The sequence below is a fragment of the Niallia sp. FSL R7-0271 genome, assembly GCF_038005785.1.
Classification (GTDB): Bacteria; Bacillota; Bacilli; order Bacillales; family Cytobacillaceae; genus Niallia.
On sequence record NZ_JBBOTZ010000001.1, the window covers coordinates 2,250,277 to 2,269,356 of the forward strand.

Annotated in this window: 16 protein-coding genes and 1 riboswitch; of the genes, 2 read left to right on the plus strand and 14 right to left on the minus strand. The window is 36.7% G+C overall.

Annotation, left to right across the window (positions count from 1 at the left end):
- Positions 1 to 41 precede the first annotated feature (41 nt).
- The 14 genes from MKX82_RS11475 to MKX82_RS11540 form a co-directional block, all read right to left on the minus strand.
- The gene (locus tag MKX82_RS11475; protein ID WP_251645516.1) at positions 42 to 1,019 is read right to left on the minus strand and encodes a sugar phosphate isomerase/epimerase family protein; all 978 of its coding nucleotides are present in this window, start codon (positions 1,017 to 1,019) and stop codon (positions 42 to 44) included.
- Entirely contained in the window at positions 1,012 to 1,479 is a 468-nt protein-coding gene (locus tag MKX82_RS11480; protein WP_341077270.1) for a C-glycoside deglycosidase beta subunit domain-containing protein, read from the minus strand. The genes MKX82_RS11475 and MKX82_RS11480 overlap by 8 nt, the downstream gene beginning before the upstream one ends.
- Before the next feature lie 4 nt (positions 1,480 to 1,483).
- Positions 1,484 to 2,596 (minus strand): Gfo/Idh/MocA family protein, encoded by a 1,113-nt coding sequence (locus tag MKX82_RS11485; RefSeq protein WP_341077272.1) that lies wholly within the window; start codon positions 2,594 to 2,596, stop codon positions 1,484 to 1,486.
- A gap of 302 nt (positions 2,597 to 2,898) precedes the next feature.
- The gene (locus tag MKX82_RS11490) at positions 2,899 to 5,406 is read right to left on the minus strand and encodes a GH39 family glycosyl hydrolase (RefSeq protein ID WP_341077274.1); all 2,508 of its coding nucleotides are present in this window, start codon (positions 5,404 to 5,406) and stop codon (positions 2,899 to 2,901) included.
- Between the two features lie 103 nt (positions 5,407 to 5,509).
- Entirely contained in the window at positions 5,510 to 6,499 is a 990-nt protein-coding gene (locus MKX82_RS11495) for a sugar phosphate isomerase/epimerase family protein (RefSeq protein ID WP_233313578.1), read from the minus strand.
- A 25-nt stretch (positions 6,500 to 6,524) separates the two neighbouring features.
- Complete coding sequence (locus MKX82_RS11500; protein ID WP_341077275.1) at positions 6,525 to 6,926, minus strand: C-glycoside deglycosidase beta subunit domain-containing protein; 402 nt, start codon at positions 6,924 to 6,926, stop codon at positions 6,525 to 6,527.
- A 146-nt stretch (positions 6,927 to 7,072) separates the two neighbouring features.
- Complete coding sequence (locus tag MKX82_RS11505; RefSeq protein ID WP_341077277.1) at positions 7,073 to 7,978, minus strand: sugar phosphate isomerase/epimerase family protein; 906 nt, start codon at positions 7,976 to 7,978, stop codon at positions 7,073 to 7,075.
- Positions 7,979 to 8,015: 37 nt separating this feature from the next.
- Entirely contained in the window at positions 8,016 to 9,098 is a 1,083-nt protein-coding gene (locus MKX82_RS11510) for a Gfo/Idh/MocA family protein (RefSeq protein WP_341077282.1), read from the minus strand.
- A 17-nt stretch (positions 9,099 to 9,115) separates the two neighbouring features.
- On the minus strand, positions 9,116 to 9,901 hold the full coding sequence (locus MKX82_RS11515; RefSeq protein ID WP_341077283.1) for a sugar phosphate isomerase/epimerase family protein: 786 nt from the start codon (positions 9,899 to 9,901) through the stop codon (positions 9,116 to 9,118).
- Between the two features lie 201 nt (positions 9,902 to 10,102).
- The gene (locus tag MKX82_RS11520) at positions 10,103 to 10,648 is read right to left on the minus strand and encodes a hypothetical protein (RefSeq protein ID WP_341077285.1); all 546 of its coding nucleotides are present in this window, start codon (positions 10,646 to 10,648) and stop codon (positions 10,103 to 10,105) included.
- Between the two features lie 116 nt (positions 10,649 to 10,764).
- Positions 10,765 to 12,330: an alpha-L-rhamnosidase-related protein gene (locus MKX82_RS11525; protein WP_341077287.1), complete on the minus strand. Its 1,566-nt coding sequence runs from the start codon at positions 12,328 to 12,330 to the stop codon at positions 10,765 to 10,767.
- Positions 12,327 to 13,682, minus strand: coding sequence for a glycoside-pentoside-hexuronide (GPH):cation symporter (locus MKX82_RS11530; RefSeq protein ID WP_341077289.1), 1,356 nt, complete (start codon positions 13,680 to 13,682; stop codon positions 12,327 to 12,329). Before MKX82_RS11530 ends, MKX82_RS11525 begins: the two co-directional genes overlap by 4 nt.
- Before the next feature lie 130 nt (positions 13,683 to 13,812).
- Positions 13,813 to 14,808, minus strand: a complete 996-nt coding sequence (locus tag MKX82_RS11535; RefSeq protein ID WP_341077291.1) for an AraC family transcriptional regulator — start codon at positions 14,806 to 14,808, stop codon at positions 13,813 to 13,815.
- 27 nt (positions 14,809 to 14,835) lie between these two features.
- The gene (locus MKX82_RS11540; RefSeq protein WP_341079520.1) at positions 14,836 to 15,285 is read right to left on the minus strand and encodes a GNAT family N-acetyltransferase; all 450 of its coding nucleotides are present in this window, start codon (positions 15,283 to 15,285) and stop codon (positions 14,836 to 14,838) included.
- Between the two features lie 287 nt (positions 15,286 to 15,572).
- A riboswitch (cyclic di-GMP riboswitch) is annotated at positions 15,573 to 15,658 on the plus strand.
- A gap of 92 nt (positions 15,659 to 15,750) precedes the next feature.
- Here MKX82_RS11540 and MKX82_RS11545 point away from each other — a divergent pair.
- Both MKX82_RS11545 and MKX82_RS11550 read left to right on the plus strand, forming a co-directional pair.
- Positions 15,751 to 17,400 (plus strand): pyridoxal phosphate-dependent decarboxylase family protein, encoded by a 1,650-nt coding sequence (locus MKX82_RS11545; RefSeq protein WP_233313569.1) that lies wholly within the window; start codon positions 15,751 to 15,753, stop codon positions 17,398 to 17,400.
- Positions 17,384 to 19,078 carry a methyl-accepting chemotaxis protein gene (locus MKX82_RS11550; RefSeq protein ID WP_341077294.1) on the plus strand — a complete coding sequence of 565 codons (1,695 nt, stop codon included), beginning with the start codon at positions 17,384 to 17,386 and terminating at the stop codon, positions 19,076 to 19,078. Before MKX82_RS11545 ends, MKX82_RS11550 begins: the two co-directional genes overlap by 17 nt.
- Positions 19,079 to 19,080: the final 2 nt, after the last annotated feature.

Below are 19,080 nucleotides of genomic sequence, written 5' to 3' on the forward strand. Positions count from 1 at the left end.
AGCCCATACTTTTAGTATGGGACCTTACCGAGCAATCAATATTATACTGTTTGTAGATTTTGTAATATTTTACGTTCCATTTGTAAGTGGCGTTTTGTCATTTCAACAGCATTTTCTGATGCTTCATATTCTGACATAATATAGCCTGTAAATTTAGAATGCTTGATAACTGGCAATATATCTTCATACGGAATACTCGCTTCTTCTAAATGATCATACATATAATGAAACTTCCCATGAAAATATAAGACATGTGGCATTATTTTCGCTAGTCCTGTTAAATCAGGTTCGCGGGTAAACGTTACAAAGCCATACATTCCCTGAAAAGCTCCCATTACCGCCTCATTCGCTCCAGCATTGATTAAACGTTGTCTAGCTTCATTTTGTGGGATGCCGTCATAGCGAAGATTAGCAGCCATTTCTAACAGCTCTAATGGCGCACCTTTTTCTAATGCTTCATCCCAGTAAACTTTATTTGGCTTTGTTGCAAAACAGCCGAAGTCTGGAACAAAGCCAATATATTTGGATCCTGTTTGCTCAAATATTTCCACATACTCCTGAACCTTTGGAGAAGATGGTGTTTGCGGATTATGAATCTCAACACCTATTTGCACTCCGTAATTCTCAGCATAAGGAATTAATTTCGAAACTGCCGCTGGTGATAGGTGTGGTTGTACCCTCATTAATTTACATCCCAATTTGCTTGCTGTTTTTATATCTAAAATTGTCGACTGCACTAATTCATCATCTGTTAAATCTCTTCCAGTTATGACACCTCGATCAGCACTAGCTCCGTAAGAGACAAAATCAATTCCATAATGATCGGTCATGCTTTTCATTTCATTCACGACTTTTTCACTTGCATATGGGTAAGAAGGCAGCATGGTTGCTCCAACTAGCTCAAAGCCTTCCGCCCCTATTTCTGCCGCTGAACGGATACAATCTTCTAATGATAGCTTGCCTTTTACAAAATCTGTTGAAAAACTAAATAGGGAAACTCCTAATTTTATCTCAGACATCTAATTTAGTTCTCCCTTCCTTCGTATTTAGTGTCAGCGTCTTGCTGCCGCAAGAATCTAATACTGCGTAATTGTGGTTTTCTGTATTTCCAGGAACATACATATATGCATTTCGAAGCAAGAGGGTTACATCAATCTTATAATCCCCCTCTTTTATTCCTCCTGGAGAATAAACTTTAATAGTAGCTGGCTTATCTACATTCCAAAATTCTGAAACTAAATTAGGCAATTGACCTATTGTGAATTCCTTTCCATTAAGACAGAAATTAATATCATTGGAATCAATTATTTTATCGTTTACAGCAATTGATAGCTCTTCAATGCAAGATAAGTAATGACCGCGATAATAGCTTAATCTTATTTGAAATTCATAGCCAATCTTTTTTCCATTTATTGTTGTGTTAATTAAACTATTATCTACGACAGTATCAACAAAAGGCAATTTCATTATGAACGTCATCTTGTTACTCCTTTTCAAAAATAATTTCTTTCCCTGTTTCTGCTGACTGGTAAATAGCGTCTAAAATTTTCGTTACGACAAACGCTTCCTCTGGTTTAACAAGGGGTTCTTTATCTTCTCGGACAGCCTCTAGCCATTGCTTTGCTTCGAGCACTTCTGGTGAGTTATTGCTGCCATCGAAATAGGCAATGTTTCCAACCGGTGATCTTCGCTCTTCCACTAATCGTCCATTATGTGTTGTGTTATAAACTAATTCTTTATCCTTATAACCCATGCCCGAAATGATTTCTGCTCCTCCTTTTGTGCCACAAAGAGTAGTTGCCGCTTCTTTTGCGTTTAATATGTTTAGTGCCCAGGAGGATTCAAGGAAAATAGTGGCTCCGTTGTCCATTTTGATATATCCAAATGCTGAGTCTTCTACTTCAAATGTTTCAGGATCCCACGGACCAAATAAATTTCCTTCTGTAGCTTCTGCTAAGCTGCCAAGCTTATTAAATACAGAGCCTGAAACAGAAACCGGCTTATAATTATTCATCAGCCATAAAGTAATATCTAGAGCATGTGTACCAATATCAATTAGTGGCCCACCGCCTTGTTGTGATTTATCAGGAAACACTCCCCAAGTTGGAACAGCACGACGGCGGACAGCATGTGCTTTTGCAAAATAGATATCTCCAAGCTCTTCTTTTTCACAGGATTTATATAAAGCTTGTACTTCCTCTCGAAATCGGTTTTGATAGGCTACGGTGAACTTCTTCCCAGACTTTTTCCAAGCCTCCATCATTTTCGCAGCAGCCTCTGTATTATGAGCCATCGGCTTTTCACACATAACATGTTTTCCTGCCTCAAATGCTGCAACAGTAATCGGACTGTGCATAACATTAGGTGTTAAAACGTGTACAATATCAATAGATTCATCTTTTAATAGTTCCAGATAATTCTCATAAACCTTTGCATCGGTTGATCCAAATTCCGCAGCTGATTTTTCTGCACGTTCGATATGAATATCACAAAAAGCTACCATCTCACACATCTCTTTGAATTGCGATAATGCTGGAAAATGTTTTTGATTAGCTATTCCGCCACAACCGATAATTCCGATTCGAAGTTTACTCATTTTAAGTCTCCTTTATTTTTCAGGTATATTGGTTCCGCTTACAAAGATAATTTTACCTTTTATTTCAGCATATTCCTTTTCAATTCTTAACATCTCAAACGCAGATTTTGGACTTTTTCTAGGCTCTGTTTCAAATGTAAAACATAAGAGGTTAAAAGTTACGGTGACATTTTTAACCTCTTATGTTTATAACTATTTTTCAGGCAAAGGTTTTTTACACAGCTTGCTCCTATCTTTAAGAACCAATAAAAAAAGAGGATGAAAAATAATGATCATTTTTCATCCTCTTTTCTGGCATCTGCTCATTCTCGATATAATAAATTCAATTCATACAATCTGATTTCATGCGGCTTGAGCTCTGCAGTTATTTTGATTGCATTGTTTTCGACATAAATATGATCAACTTTCATGGAAGGTACACATCTGCGCTTTAAATATCCAACCTCGTCTGGCTTCATATCATAAACAGAACCAAAATTTAACCACTCATCAAGCACACTGCCTTGTTCTCTGTTTAGGATTTGTTCTTTCATTCTGTATTCACCCTTGGTGACACCTTGTATCTCCAATGAAATAGTAAGCTTGTCATTATTTTCAAAAATATCATATTGTTCCTTTATATCCGTGCTTCCTTCTGGATGTAAATAATAGGAATAGTCAAAGTGTTTATAATTAAAGCAGATGATTTGATATCTATCCCCTGATTTTTTGGTGATAATATAGTTCGGTCCCTTGGCAACAAGGATTTCCCCTAAATGTTTTAATAATACAAAGGCATGATAACCAGGTTTTCTGATTCCATTTTTCGTAACGAGCCCTGCTCCTCCATGGAGAAGATTTTTAGCATCTCTAAAATCACTAAAAATATCGGAAAACATCCAATAGCCCATCATATTAACATTTTGTTTAATATTATCTACAATATTCTTCACTATATATGCCGCTTTAAAGCAGCTGTCATTAAGATAATCTCTGTTAGATATGGAAATATTCCACTCTGTTACATTAAGCTCCATATTGTCAAAACCAGCGTTCAGCATAGATTCTCTTACCTGCTTAAGCTTCATCTTCATATAATCAGGATTGGTAGAGAGCATATTCTTTTTAGGAACATTTCTATCTGAATCCACTTCAATGGAGTACAAATAGATCGACAAAAAATCCGGCATTACTCCGTTCAATTTCCACTGTCGAAAGAACTTATCTAATTTTTCCCTTTCTAAATCCATAGGCAATCCACATCCACCAACTTTAGCAGATGGAACAATTTCATTTACCGTCTGTTTTAAGCAGCTGAAAATATTAAAATATCCCTCAAACTGCCCCGGGTCATGCCGGATGTTTTTAACAAAATTATTACTAGGATTCTTTAAATTATGTATAGGATCAATTTCATTGCTCCAAATTTCAAAGTACCATGTTTCCACTTCTTCAATACTGTATCGTTCAATACAATGTAATAAAAACGCTCTTAATAATTTCTTCCATTCTTCAAGTGATCTTTTACTGTTTGTTTGAAAGGTGATGGTATGCTCAAAAGACTTGGACACTATTTTCGGCTTGGGTCCAAGTTCAATAAACGGTTTTAATCTATTTTTTATTAAAAAATCCAATAACTTATTTATATTTGTAAAGTTGTAAGTGGAATTATCTTTAGAATAGTCGTCCACATGCATTTCATCACTAAATAACCCCCAAAACCTCGCATAAGTAAATCCTATTTCGTTTTGCATAAAAGTGATTTGTTCCTGCATATCTGAGCTTAATATATCGGTTGCATATCCTATATTAATTGTTTTGTTCCAATATTTTGTAAAAGCATCCATCTTGCCTAATTTAACTATAATATCCTTTTCTTCAGAAATCTTCTTGGTTGAATCGTCTGCTGTAATTACATCTTCTAAATATGTACGTAATGCTCTAAAAGCCTCTTTTTTTTCAGCTGTTTTATCTTCTTTTATGATTTCATGTTGTTCCTTTGGTTCTATGTGCTGTTTTCTATATTCTATTGGTTTCACCTGAAATCTTTCATTAAAGACTCTATTAAAAGCTGCTAAATTAGGGAAACCATTGTCTAATGCAATTCGGGTAATCGATTTATTTGTGTATATTAACTCATTAACTGCATGTGCTACTCTAACTTTGTTTACATATTCGGAGAAGGTTTTTCCTGTTTGCTTTTTAAAGAACTTCGATAAATACGGCACTGTTATATATTGAATACTTGCAACCTCTTCAAGGGATAATGGCTCTCTAAAGTTATTCTCAATATATTCAAGTATTTCTACTAATCTTTCATTTTGACCATTTTCTGTTGTATAACTTCTTTTTTCAAGCGGCCTGCTATCCTTTAAATACTCTAGCTGAAGGCTAGAAATTACGTTAAACACTTTCTCTAAAAAAAATACCATCGAGGAATTGCGTTGATTTAAATAAACAGCCAACAGCTCATCTAGGCTGCTTCGCAGTTTTTGATGTGATAAAGCTATCTGTTCTATTGAATTACATTGAAATAATGGATTTTCCTGACCAAGAAGAGAGCAAGTTTGCAAATAATTCAAATGAAAAACGATAAATAAGTTATCAGAATCAGAATGAAAAGAATGCAGCTCGTTTGAATTAACAAGTAGAAAATCAGATTTATTCAGTTCGGTCGTTTTATTGTTCGCTTTTACCTGTAAATTTCCCTTTATGACATAGATTATTTCTATATCCTTATGGACGTGATCAAGGGTACTATTGCCATGCATGACGGAAATAGCTATAATTTTTGAATCTATTGAAGTTTGGACAGTTTGTGTATTAAACATCCTTTAGCCTCCATAGTTATTCTATTTTTTCTTAAAAACTGCCGCTATAATCTTGTTAAAAAAAGGGGAGGACCTGTACTTACTAAACACAGGCCCAAACTTACTATTTATCTAATAAATTACTTAATAAGGTTTGATGATAACTTACCTTTTTAATACTATCGACCTCCATAAAATCTTGTATATGCCGATTCCCTTCATATTCACTATTAATATATCCTTCGTAACCAGCCTCCGCTAATATGTCAATAATCTCCTTATACGGGATACTAGGCTCTTGATAATCCTCTGTCACATCATAAAATTTACCATGGACATGCATGATATACGGTATATAATTCTTCAAAATATGCGGATCTGTGTATATTAAATGCTTTGCCAATTCAGCATAAGCCAGGTCCACTTTATTGGAATTTTCCATACTAGCAACAATTTCTAATGTTTTATCTTTTTCCACACCGTTAGCATAGTTTTCACTTATAAATTGGATTATCTCCGGTGTGCCACCGTCACGAATATATCTTTGTTCCATAACTGGTGGTATACGTTTAACAAAAATCCCTAAATCCGGCATTATTCCAAACCACTGGGTACCACTGCTAATGATATATTCCATTCTTTCCTCAAACCAAGGAGTTCCGAACGTAAAAGGAGAATGTACTTCCAACGCAATTTTTACTCCGTACTCTTCGGCATAAGGAATACTTGCCTGTACAACTTCTAGAGGTGTTGATACTAAAGTTCTGAGAATCTTAAATCCTAGTTTCTTTGCAAGCTTTAAATCTCTTACCATCATATCTACATTTTCTTCCAATGTTAAAAGTCGATTCGCATACAATTTATTATCTAAAAAGGCATCATACGCAACAGGCTCTACACCATATTGTTCCATCCAGCCAAACCATTGCTCAACAAATTCATCGGAAGCTTTCGGGTATCCAAAAAGCATTTGCTCTGGTAAAAGTTCAATCCCTTTTGCACCAGTTTTGGCAACTTCAGCAATACACTGTTCGAGATTTAATTTTCCTGTATAAAACTCTTCCTGATAACTATATAGTGATACCCCTCTTTTAATATTCGCTTTCTGTGTCATTTTTCCCACCCCCGTCATTAAATAATTAACTAATATTCTCTTCCAGTGTCAGTGTCTTTTGATTTTCTCCTATATTTGGCCATGGTAGATAGGAGATTCGCAAACTAACAAATACGCGAACCTGATGCTCTCCTGGGTTTAATCCGCCTTGTTTTCGAACAAATAGTGTTGCTTTTTCGCCAAATTCCCAACGATTATTTATAACGGTTGCTAATTCTTTATAAGGGAAACTGCCGGAATTAACGGTGAACACCATATCATCCTGTAAAAAGGCTGTTCCGTTAACTTCTAGTTCTATATGATTAATTAAAGACAATGCAATACCTCGGTAGTAGGGAATCCGGATTTTCAGCTCAAAACCTATTATTTCACCATTATCTTCTACATTCCTAAAACCTTCCTCACACACTAAATATTGTTCAAACACAGCTTTATACCTCCCTCTAATTTTAGGATGAACCGTTTCACTTAAATTTGTAAGCGCTTTAATAAATATTTTCTATACTATATCACTTGCTATTTTTTTATACAATTTAATTTCCCATGTTTAAGACTTAGCAGCCAGATATCTGCTTACACAAAATATTGACTTAAATAATTTTTGCTAATGATAATAGAGTCTTTTCTTGATTTTAATGAATCCTCAAATGCTTTATCCTCCACTTCAATCACGGCATTGCCTGTATAGCCGATATCTGTTAGTGCAGATATATAAGTACCCCAATTAACATCACCAAGCCCAGGTAATTTGGGAGATAGATATTCAAGGGGCGCAGCCATAACTCCTACATCATGCAAACGATCTTTATATATTTTCACATCTTTAAAATGTACATGAAAGATTCGATCTTTAAATTCATACACTGGTTTAATATAGTCCATTTGCTGCCAGACAAAATGGGATGGATCAAAATTAAGCCCAAAATTTTTACTTGGAATCAACTCAAATACTTTTCGAAAGATAGCTGGAGTTGTCATAAGGTTTTGGCCCCCTGGCCATTCGTCATTTGTAAAAAGCATTGGGCAATTCTCAATGGCAATTTTCACCCCTAAGTTTTCCGCATATTCCACAATAGGCTGCCAAACAGCACTTACCATTTTAAAATTTTCAGCTACAGACAGATGCTGATTTCTGCCAATAAAAGTGTTTACGAGATTCACATTGAGTTGTTTAGCAGCCTCTAAACATTTTTTAAGATGAGCAATATAATACTCGCTCTTTTCCTTATCCCCATCAAGAGGATTCGGATAGTAGCAAATAGCAGAGATTTTCACATTTTTAGCTTCCAGATAATTACGGATATAGTCAACATCTACATGTTCCACATCAATATGTGTTACACCAGCATATTTTCGGACCGCTTTTCCCCTTGGCCAAGCACATAATTCCACACATGCAAATCCGTTTTCTGATGCAAAATCTATGACTTCTTCAAAAGTACAACCATCTAAAATAGCACTATTAAATCCCAGCTTCATTCCTACTTCTCTCCTTTTTTCAATCATGGTTTTTAACTTAGTTTATTATTCTTACTCTTTTCTCTTTATTTTTAAAAAACACAGGTTCGCCCATACTTGCAGATACATAAAAGCGATCGATAATATCCATCATATATACACCATGTTCTGCAGGAGCAGATAATTCTTCAGCAAAAACAATGCTGTTTACAAAGTGTTCAAACTCATTCTTTAGCTTTATGTTAGGATTAAGATTTGGAGTAATATCAACAGTTGTGTCAAGTAATTCAGAAAAAACCTTCAGCTTCCCGTTAATAATGCTTGCTCCTCCATTTGTTCCTAATATTTCAAGGTATGTTTGATCGTTTTCAATATTAGAAGCCCAAGCAAATTCAAAATGCACAATAGCACCGGATTGAAGGCTTAGTAAGCCAGCAGCACTATCTTCTACATTAAAAACACCTGCTGGATTTCCACTGTAGCCATTTCTATTTCGAGTAGCTGTTTGGTGGAAATTTTGATAGGTTGCCCCTGTAACATATTTCGGCTCAGGCAGTCCCATTAAATAAAGAGCTAAGTCGAGAAAATGAACACCTAAATCAATCATAACCCCGCCTCCAGCAACCTCCTTATTTGTAAACCAAGTTCCTCTTCCTGGTATGCCGCTTCTTCTAATCCAACCAGTTTTCGCCTTGTATATTTCTCCTAAATAGCCGGCATCAATAAGCCTTTTTAAAAAAACCGCTTCATTTGTAAACCGATTATTTAGGCCAATCATTAACTGTTTACCTGATTTGTTTTTAGCATCGACTATTTTTTGGGCCTCTATAGCATTTAGTGCTAACGGCTTTTCACAATGTACATGGACACCGTGCAGCAAAGCATAAATAGCGATCGGAGTATGAAAGGAATTAGGTGTACAAATGCTAACAATATCTAAATTTTCTTTATCAATCATGTCAGAATAGCTAGTATAGATGTTTTTAACATGATACTTTTTTGCTATCTTATTAGCATGTTCCTGATTGACATCACAAATGGAAACTAGTTCAATATTAGGCAAACTTAAATAATTGCTTAAGTGTTTTTTTTCTGCATTACTGCCGGCTCCAATTAAGCCATATCTTAGTTTCTTAGTCATATTAATCCTCCTGCTCTTTAAAAAATGAGTTTTTTCATAAATTCAATTGTATAATTCACACCACTCTTTCCAAGTTCCCCCGTCCAGATAGGTGAATGCGGTTCAATACTTAATCCCCCTGTATAGCCTTTTGCTCTTAATAAAGAAATAAATGATTTCCAATCAGTTTGGTCCAGTCCAGCCGGAGGATCATCTACTCTTGTTCCATTAACTATTAATGAACCCTTTAAATGAATATGATTAAAACGGTCACCCCAATCTAAAGTCTCCTGTAAATAGTCTCCACCAAAATACCTGCTGTGTGACGGATCGAATTTAATCCCTAAATCTTTTAAATGACCATGAATGATTTTCCAGACTTCCGGATTATGAACAAAATTCACTTTTCTGCAATTATAGGAAGAGATTTTGACTCCCTTTGGCTTTGCATAATCAATGAGAGCAGAAAAAAACGCGATTGCTGAAGAGCAATTATCATAGTAAGATAACTCATCCACATAGTTACAACCGCTTACAAAATTTCCACATTCTAATTCACTTGCAACATCAATTAATTGAAAACACTTCTCTAACTCAGCTTGTATGACATGCCCTTGCTTATCTAAGCGAATGGATTTCCATCTGCCTATGGAAGCAACTTCTATCCCATACTGCTTTTTCCACTTTACTAATTGGTTTCGGTTTTTATGGAACTCACCAACATCCTGGCCTTCGTTCACGCATAGTTCGATAAAATCTAATTGGCTTTGATTAGCATCCTTAAAGCTTTCTCGGGTGGGTTTCGCGATGATTCCCAGCTTCATCCTTTTCACCTTCTTGAATTAAATTCACTTACATCATTATTTAGCTCTTCCATTAAAATTTTAGACTTTCTTTCGTCCTATTTCTTTCAATCTATTAACCAAAATGTTTCGTTCCTTTATTCAAACTTTTTTAGAATAATGGGCAAAATAAAAAGAGGTTAAAAATTAACAAGGAATTTTTAACCTCTTTCTGTAATAAGCTCAGTCTGTGACAACCTCCACCTTATCAGCTACTCTGTTGTCATCCAAATGAATGACCAACCACTCACTGTCTATAGAAACTAATCCGCGCTCCATCCCAAGATGATAAACAATATTATCATCCTCTTTAAAGTAGTTCATCTCGATATTGCTGCCTAACAAGGCAATAATCTCCTGTTCCTGTTTGCCCTTTAATGGATGGTTTGCTAATAAATCATCAATCATATAGGTTCTTTCTGTCTCATATTGAAGCCATTTATCGGTTGTGAATGTTGATTTGTATTCATTTTGGCCTAACAAATATAAACAAATGATTGGAGGAATGGTAAATAGCAGCAATGATATGCTGTTTGTAAGCGTTAGTTTACCTTTTCTCCTCACTAAGCCTGTAATCCAAATCAGCAATATGGGCACCAAAACAGCAGGAACACTTATGATGCTAAAGGAAGATTGACCAATATTAATGATAAATATACACGCAAAATAAAACAGTACGTAAAATGCTATTCCTAAAAAACGCCATATTAGCTGCCAATCTTGTTGCATTCTTTTCCTCACCTTCTATATTTTTACATCTATACTAAAATAACATAAGAATAAACAATCGGAAACACTCCTTTACAAAAAAAGAGACAATCATGTTGCGATTGCCTCTTACTTTCTTATAAATTGTATTTTCGAATCAAATATGTTGGCGTACAGCTCCATGCATGGCAATAGCTGTTGATAAGATAGCTTCCGTACGGGGAAAATTTCTTGTCATGAGGATTATAAAGCTCCCAGAAGGTATCTGCTCCGTCCTTAATCATGCCTCCCCAATATGCTTTCATTTCCAGAATGGCTCTGTCTTTGTCCCCCGCATGCAGCAATGCTTCGACTAAATGGTGGTACATATACGGTGTTGCAATGCCGATATCTGGGTTTTCTTGAAACAAACGGTTTAACAGCTGTCGATTTTCTTGCTGTGGGAGAACACCTGCCAGCACCATCCAAATTTGGCTGGCCCATGAAACTTGGCGGTCTTGCCCACTCACAAAAAATTGCTTCTCTTCATCCCATAGATGCTCTTTTGTTGCTGCCATAATTTCCTTTAGCCGCAGCTTTAAATATTCCGTTTGCTCTGTTTGAAGGATACTTGAAAGCTCTATTGCCTGTTTCATTACATAGATTAAAACCCCTTGTGAAGGTGCTTGCTTGTTCAACCCATCCTGCCAGTCGATGAACGACCACCAGTCAGGAGAGTCTCTAAGAATATCATTTTCATCCAAACGTTCTAAGGCAAGCTCCAGCTGTCTGTATGCAGTCGGCCACAGTTCTTTCAAGGTTTCTAAATCGTTTGTAGCAGTATAATAATCACGTAGTGTTGACAAGAAAAATAACGAATAATCAAATAAATACGTGTCATCAGCAATCAGCTGTGGGGCAACGAATACATTTGCAGCAACTCGGCCGCCTTTATCAGGAACTGCTGCAAACAAATACAGACAGCGTTTCACAAGATCATTTGTTTGAAAAGTTTCATAGTTTGCGAGTGCCTGTAACCGCAGATCTCCCAGCCAGAGGCGGCGGTCGCGTTTTGGACCATCCTCAAATATATCTTGCATGCATTCAGCTAGTGTCTTTATGCTGATTTCATCTAAGCTTTGTAACAGTTGATCTTCATGTAACGTTGCCACCCCTATTTGATTAGCAGAAGTAACGGCCCTGCATTCTACATTTTCAAATGCGACACGGTATTTTGGTGATGTAGCCAAAACTTCTAACTTAACGTACCGAAAGCTGTATCTTCGCGGCAGTGTGATAGCACCTGGGAGCACATCGACATAAACCGTTTCTTCCTGCAGCCATGAACTGCTTAGCCAGCCATCATAATCTGTGAACGGCTCTGCCATTTCAACTGGCATTTCACCGATTGTTAAACGCAGCTTTAGCGGAGCATCGGGAGGGCTTCCGACAGGACGAACATCAAACGAAAGATATCCTACATAGTGGTCGCCAAAATCTAGAATGAAGGAATCGTTTTTACCATAGTCATTTTGCGATAATGCGCTGATTGGTGCGATAAATTCTGTTTTCCATCCATGGATTACAGCTTCATCCGCTTTGACTTTAACCAAAGCTTTAGGACTAACAGCTGTTTCGTGAAGAACAGGCTTTAGCTTTTCTGCGGTTTCTTCGAACCCTTCGTTTCGGACAATCACTTGGTCGTCGATTTTTTGAAAGTTCATATGGCTTCCTCCTTTGTTTCCGTCTTGATGCGGGCATCAATTTCGGCTCTGATTTGCGGATAGATTTTGTCGAGATTATAAAAACGCATAATAATCATCGAAATAATCACACAAATTGCCGGAATAATAAGGTAGCCCATTTTAATTGCCAGCAATGCTTCTTTCGTTTGCACTTCATTCGGCACATAATTCCCCCATGTCAGCATCATGCCGAAAAGGGCGCCCGCAACTGCCATCGTTACCTTTCCGATAAAGCCATTCAACGCACTCAAAATCCCAGCAGCATTGATACCTGTTTTCCACTCCCCATAATCAACAGGGTCTGCCTGCATGGAAAAGTAGATGCTTTGCCGTGCTCCATGGCCAATCGCTGACACAATAGCACCTGTAATAAGAATCGCAATATTGCCGCCTGCCGCCAGCATTATGAAAAGTCCTACTAAATTAACGGCGCTTGAAATCATAAATAGTGTGCGCTTATACATTCTTTTTGCAATAATCGGTGTTAACACCGTGCCGACAATAGGAACGAATGACCCGATACCTGCAATCAGGCCAACAAGGTCTGCTCGGTCTAGATTATAAGTAAAATAATAGATAAGCGCTCCTTGCTGAAAGAAGTAGGCTCCCCACATAAACAAAATATTCACTGCAAAAACATAGTAAGGCTTATTACCTTTCAATGTAGATAATGCTTGTTTTACAGTTGTTTTTTCTGCTTGTACAACAACCTTCTCGCGCACATTGCGGAATGTGTAGAAGAATAAAAAGCAAGCGATTACAGAAAAGATAACCATTGTCCAAAAGAAGCCTTGAGATTGGGACCCGTTACCTAATGTATTTACCATCGGCATTGTCAGTACACTGACAGCTGTCGAGCCGAACAAGGCAAAGATAATCCGAACAGTTGCAAGCATTGTCCGCTCCTGCGGATCACTTGTCAAGTTCGGCAATATGGACGCCAGCGGGATATTAACCATCGTATAAGCAATCGACAGACCTGTATACGTAATATATGCATAAAGCAGCTTAGAAGCAGGACCCACATCCGGTACATAAAAGGCCAGTATACCAAGCAAAGCAAACGGGATGGCTCCGTATAGAAAATACGGCCGTGATTTGCCCCATTTTGTGTTAGTCTTGTCAATGATGATTCCCATCAATACATCAGCAACACCATCAATTATTCTTGTCAGCAAAAACAATAAGCTTACTTGGGCGGCTGCAATGCCGACAACATCTGTATAATAAAACATTAAATATAATCCAATCATCTGCCAAACGAGATTACATGAAAAATCAGCGGCGCCATAGCCAATGCGCTGACGCCATACACTTACTGCTCCGTTCATTCTCATTACCTCCTGTGATTCAAAAAGTCGAACTAGTTCTTACACTTATTAAAACGCTTTCTGAATACGGATACAATAAACGGTTTACAGATAAAATATGCTCTTTTTACAGATGAGGCCTTAAGCTGTGTCAATTCCCCTTTTTCCGATATTGATATGGTGTGCAATCATAATGCTCCTTAAATTTGCGATGAAAGAAGCTGCTGCTCTCATAACCAATTTCATAGGCAATGTCAGCGATGCTTTTAGAGGTATTTTTCAAGAGAACAGCTGCTCTAACCATTCTCTGTGACTGTAGCAGTTCAATAAACGTCTTGCCGGTTCGCGTTTTTAGCATATTGCCTAAGTAATTCGGATTAAAGTTAAATACCTTTGCAAGTGAGGTTAATGTACAGTCCTTATAGTTATTTTCGATATAATGAAGAATTTCCATCAAATTCGTGCGGCCGATTTTTTCGTAAGTTTCGAAGTTTTTATCAAGCTGATAAATTCGCATCAGTTCAAAAAACAAAACAGGCAGCAAGGCATTAATAATATCTGTCGAATAGTCTGTCGGAAAAAAGAACTCACACAGCAATTTTTTGATAGTATGCTGCAGTTCGTCATGCTGCTCTGAATGAAACAGAATATATCTGTCATGAAGCTGATTCTCTGTTATAGCATTCAGTAAAAATTCAGAAACGACACCTTTCCCTGTAAATTGCGACCAAAAAGCAGTGGAGAAGGTGTCTTTCTTCATAATGATATTGACGAGGATATCATCCTTCCCCAGTGCAGGGATACTGTGTGGAACATCTGTATCAAGAATACATACTTGTCCTTTCGTTAATAGTATTTCCTCACCATTTATTATTTGGCGGCATGTGCCTGAATACACATAATTGATTTCTATAAAGGAATGCATATGCAAAGGCATGTCTGCATAGCGATGATGTTTATTTATAAATATTGGTCCTCTATGAAAAAAATACTCTTCCCGCATTCTAGGGATTGCATCCCCATTTTCTATATGTAATTCATGACCATCAAAGTCATTCACATTTTCTCCTGTCTTAATTTGAAGTTCTTCAATATAATCAAGACTTCGCAATAATTCATCAAGCTGCTGGAGATTCAACTTAGCCACTCTCCCTTTCCCAATATAACCTCCCTCTTACTCTGAAAAAGTGAGCAGCATATCGATATGAGGAATATTATCCTCTAAGTAACTACTAGAAATAGACTTAAACCCAAATGAAGCGTAAAATTTCTCTAAATGACTCTGAGCCTGAATCTTGATTGCTGTCTCGTTTAGGTCATCTTGGATAAACATAATTGCTTTTTTCAGTAAATCATGGGCGAGGCCCTGTCCTCTGTATGCTTTTTTAACGAGCACTCTGCCGATTGACGCTTCTTTGTAAGACACCCCTGCTGGCAATATTCTTGCATAGGCAGCAATTTCTCCGTCTAATTGGGCGAACAAATGATAGGATTCAATATCCTTTCCATCCACCTCTAAATAAGGACAATTTTGCTCGACAACAAACACAGCTGTTCTTTCTTGTAAAATCGTATACATTTCAACAGTATTTAGCTCATTAAATGCTTTCAAATTCCATTCCATCATAAATCTCCTCGATAAGTGTATTTTATCCGTTTATTATATATGAATTTGTACAAATTTCTAACAAAAAAAGTTAAAATAGGACTCTTTCATAAATCATGTGCTTTGGCGGCAAGCTTACCTGTTTTCCTTAAGGATTGCATCTTCCGCATGAACAATGCACATCCAACTTCTTTAGGTAGGAATAATCTCTTTAGATTTAATATTTAGAATTTATGAACTTTAATATTTTCCTAAAAAAATAGGAAATTTGGACGATAGAAAATACGTTCATTACATACATACTTTTTGTTTTCTGGCAAACTCATTGAAAGATGAGGACGCAAAGCTTCAGGTCTAAGGCGTATAAAGCTACGACGGCTGGGTTGCAGGATGTTTCCATATTCTTTGCAGCCCTTGATTCTTTAAGGGCTTTTTTTGTTAGAACACATAAAGGCATCCAATACATATCATAAGGAGGAAATTATGGATTTACAGAAAGTACAGCAGTTATTTCCAAGTGAGGATGGAGATCGCGGGCAGCAATTAAGGCTATTAGGTTATATTGAACAACTAATTGCCGGTATTGACAGCAAAAAAGATCCAAACAAAGCTACATTAGGTCCAATGCAAGAAAAAAGTGATGATTTCTACAAAGAAATCGTGGAGTCTGCGGCAGCTCCCGAATCAGGAATGGATATGGAGGAAATAGTCAAAAAACTAGTTGATCTATCAAACGGACATCCTTACCATACAAGAAATTTCGTAACGAATGTATTACCAATGGCAAGCATACCTGGGATTATTGGACTATTAACCACATCGATTCTAAATGGAAATAACTTATGGGATGTATATGGTCCGGCAGCTTCTGAAGCAGAGGTAAAAGTTATTTCCATGATGTCCAAGCTGGTTGGTTATGATTACAAAAAAAGCTGGGGTTATACAACTTGGGGTGGCCAAGGAGCTGTTTTCAGCGGTCTCCGTTTAGCAATTGCCAAGCAATTCCCGCATGCTAAAGAAGAAGGAATCCCTAATAACCTATACTGCTTTGCTTCTGAAAATGCTCACTACAGCTTGTTAAAATCTGTTGAAGCAACTGGAATTGGAAGCAACCATTTAATTCGTGTGAAAGCAGGCAATGACTTTGCGATGGATATGACAGATTTCAGAAGTAAACTGGAAGAAGTCATTCAAAAAGGCGGTATCCCTGTATATGTTGTCGCAACTACTGGAACAACAGATAGTTTCGGCATTGATGATGTAAAGCAAATCAAAGAAATTACAACAGAAATAGAGAAAAAGCATCAGTTAAAACCAATACATATTCATGCCGATTCTGCTTTAGGCGGTTTTTATTCCCTATTTTCATCCTATGATTTCACCCAAAATCCTCTTGGGTTTGAAAAAGAGGTTTTAGAGGGACTGCGTCATATTAATGAAAGAATGCAGCATATCTCCTTGGCAGACAGCTTATGCTTTGATTTCCAAAAGCTTGGTCAAACACCATATTTAACAAGCCTTTTCTTAATTAAAAATGGCGAAGATCTTGGTCTGCTTGATCTGGAAGAATTCGAAACACCTTATGTCGGTAATCGTGGGTATGGAAGCTACCATACAGGTTATACGTTAGAGTGTTCAAGAATGGGAAGTGCCATCGCAATATATGCTGCTTTATTGGCATTCGGCGTGGAAGGTTACCAGCAAATACTCGCTAATTATGTACGCGTAAATCTTGAGTTTAGAAAAAAATTAACAGCAAGAATCCCTAATATGGGTATCACAAACTATCAAAATATCGGTCCTATTACTACATTCCGACTCTATCAAGATACAGTTCATTGGGATTTAGAACAAAATGGCCAAGCAACGACAGAACAAATCTTACATACAAACGAATTAAACAATGAATTATTTGAAATACTTGGTCAACAGCGGGAAGATGTGTTTTTTGGAGATACGAAAAAACAATGCTTAGTAAATGCTAGTGATTCAAAAGAGCGCCTGCCGATTTATGTAGCAAAATTATTCTCCATTTCTCCATATACGGAAGTAGAACATATCGATCATTTTATTAACGCGATTGAAAATTCTATTAAAAAGATGGAGGGACTAAAAATTGAAGTTACCATCTAGAAATAAATCGATCTTATTTAAAAATATTCTAGATTTTGTTATACCGATTGCTATATTTTCTGTTATTTTTAGTGCTACTCTTTATACTTTTTCGATGAATATTATCAATAATTATGTTATTGATCAATTTGAGAATCGCTTAGAAACTGTTCTAAATGACATGGTAGAAAATATTGATCCAGCTATAGTTCAAAGCGCCGACAGCGGAAGCAGCACAAGCTATCATGAGCTAATAACTACAGTAAATCAATACCAAGTAAAACATGAGGTTGAAAATACTTATGTTCTAGCGAAAAAGGATAATAAAGAATACATTGTTGCCTTAAGCAACACAGATGCGCAGGGTTCAGACTATACTTTCTCAGATGAAATGAAAAAAACTCTTTCTGAGGGAACAACTCATTTCAGCGACATTTATAAGGATGAATTCGGCATTCACAAATCGATATTTGCACCTATTAAAGGAACAGATATGATTGCTGGAGTTGATATGGATGCTTCTTTTATCAATAGCTTAAAATCTTCAGCCCTTTATACGTCATTAGCTTTAACACTGATATTTATTATCTTAGGAATAGTCATTGCCTACTTTGTCAGCAAAAGAATTACTAAACCGATTATTTCATTAAAGGACTACGTAAATGAGGTTGCTGATGGCAACTTGGCTATAAAAGATTTAAATATAAACAGAAAAGACGAAATCGGACAACTTGCAAGTGGAGTTCAGCATATGGTCACAGACCTTAACACTCTTATCCATAAAATTGCTAAGAACGCCCAAGAAGTTTCGACAACCGCTGAAGAACTAAGCTCAAGTGCAGAGCAAACAAATCTTTCTGTTGTTCAAGTAACTGAATCTATTCAGGAAGTTTCAAATGGTGTCGAAAATCAGACGCAAAATATTGATAAAATGAACAAAGGAATATTTAATGTTTCTAAAGGAATGGAACTCATTTTTGATAATGCAAAAGAAGTTTCCATAAACTCAAATGAAACTGCTGATATTGCCACGAATGGATCAATGGTTATTGACTCAGCGATTGAGCAAATGAATGTTATTCATCAATCGATGAAGCATACTTCTGAAGTTGTTAATAGATTAAGTACACAAACGAATGAAATCAGTGAAATTATTTCATTAATCACTGCAATTGCAGACCAAACTAACCTATTGGCATTAAATGCTTCGATTGAAGCTGCAAGAGCTGGTGAGCACGGTAAAGGATTTGCAGTCGTAGCGGAGGAAGTACGAAAATTAGCCGAAGAATCTAGAACTGCTGCAAATGACATTACAAATAAAATAGAAACGATAAAAGTAGAATCTTCCAACGCTGTAGAAGCAATGAACACCGGCTATAGCAAATTAGAAGATGGAGTTGCAACGTTTGACCAGGCTAGAAGTGCTTTTGTAAACATCCAAAAGTCAGTTGAAGGAGTTAACAAGCAAATCACAGAAGTTAATGTTGCGATTGAGGATATGAATAATGGTGTGCAGCAAGTTTCCAAATCAATGGAGGAGCTTAGCGGAATATCTGTTGAAACAACAAGTAATGTTCAACAAATTGCAGCAACCTCAGAAGAACAAACGGCCATATTTGAAGAAATTGCAAATTCAGCTTCCACTATGTCGACAATGGCTGAAAGTTTGCGCGACAGTGTTAAGAAGTTTAAATTGTAATA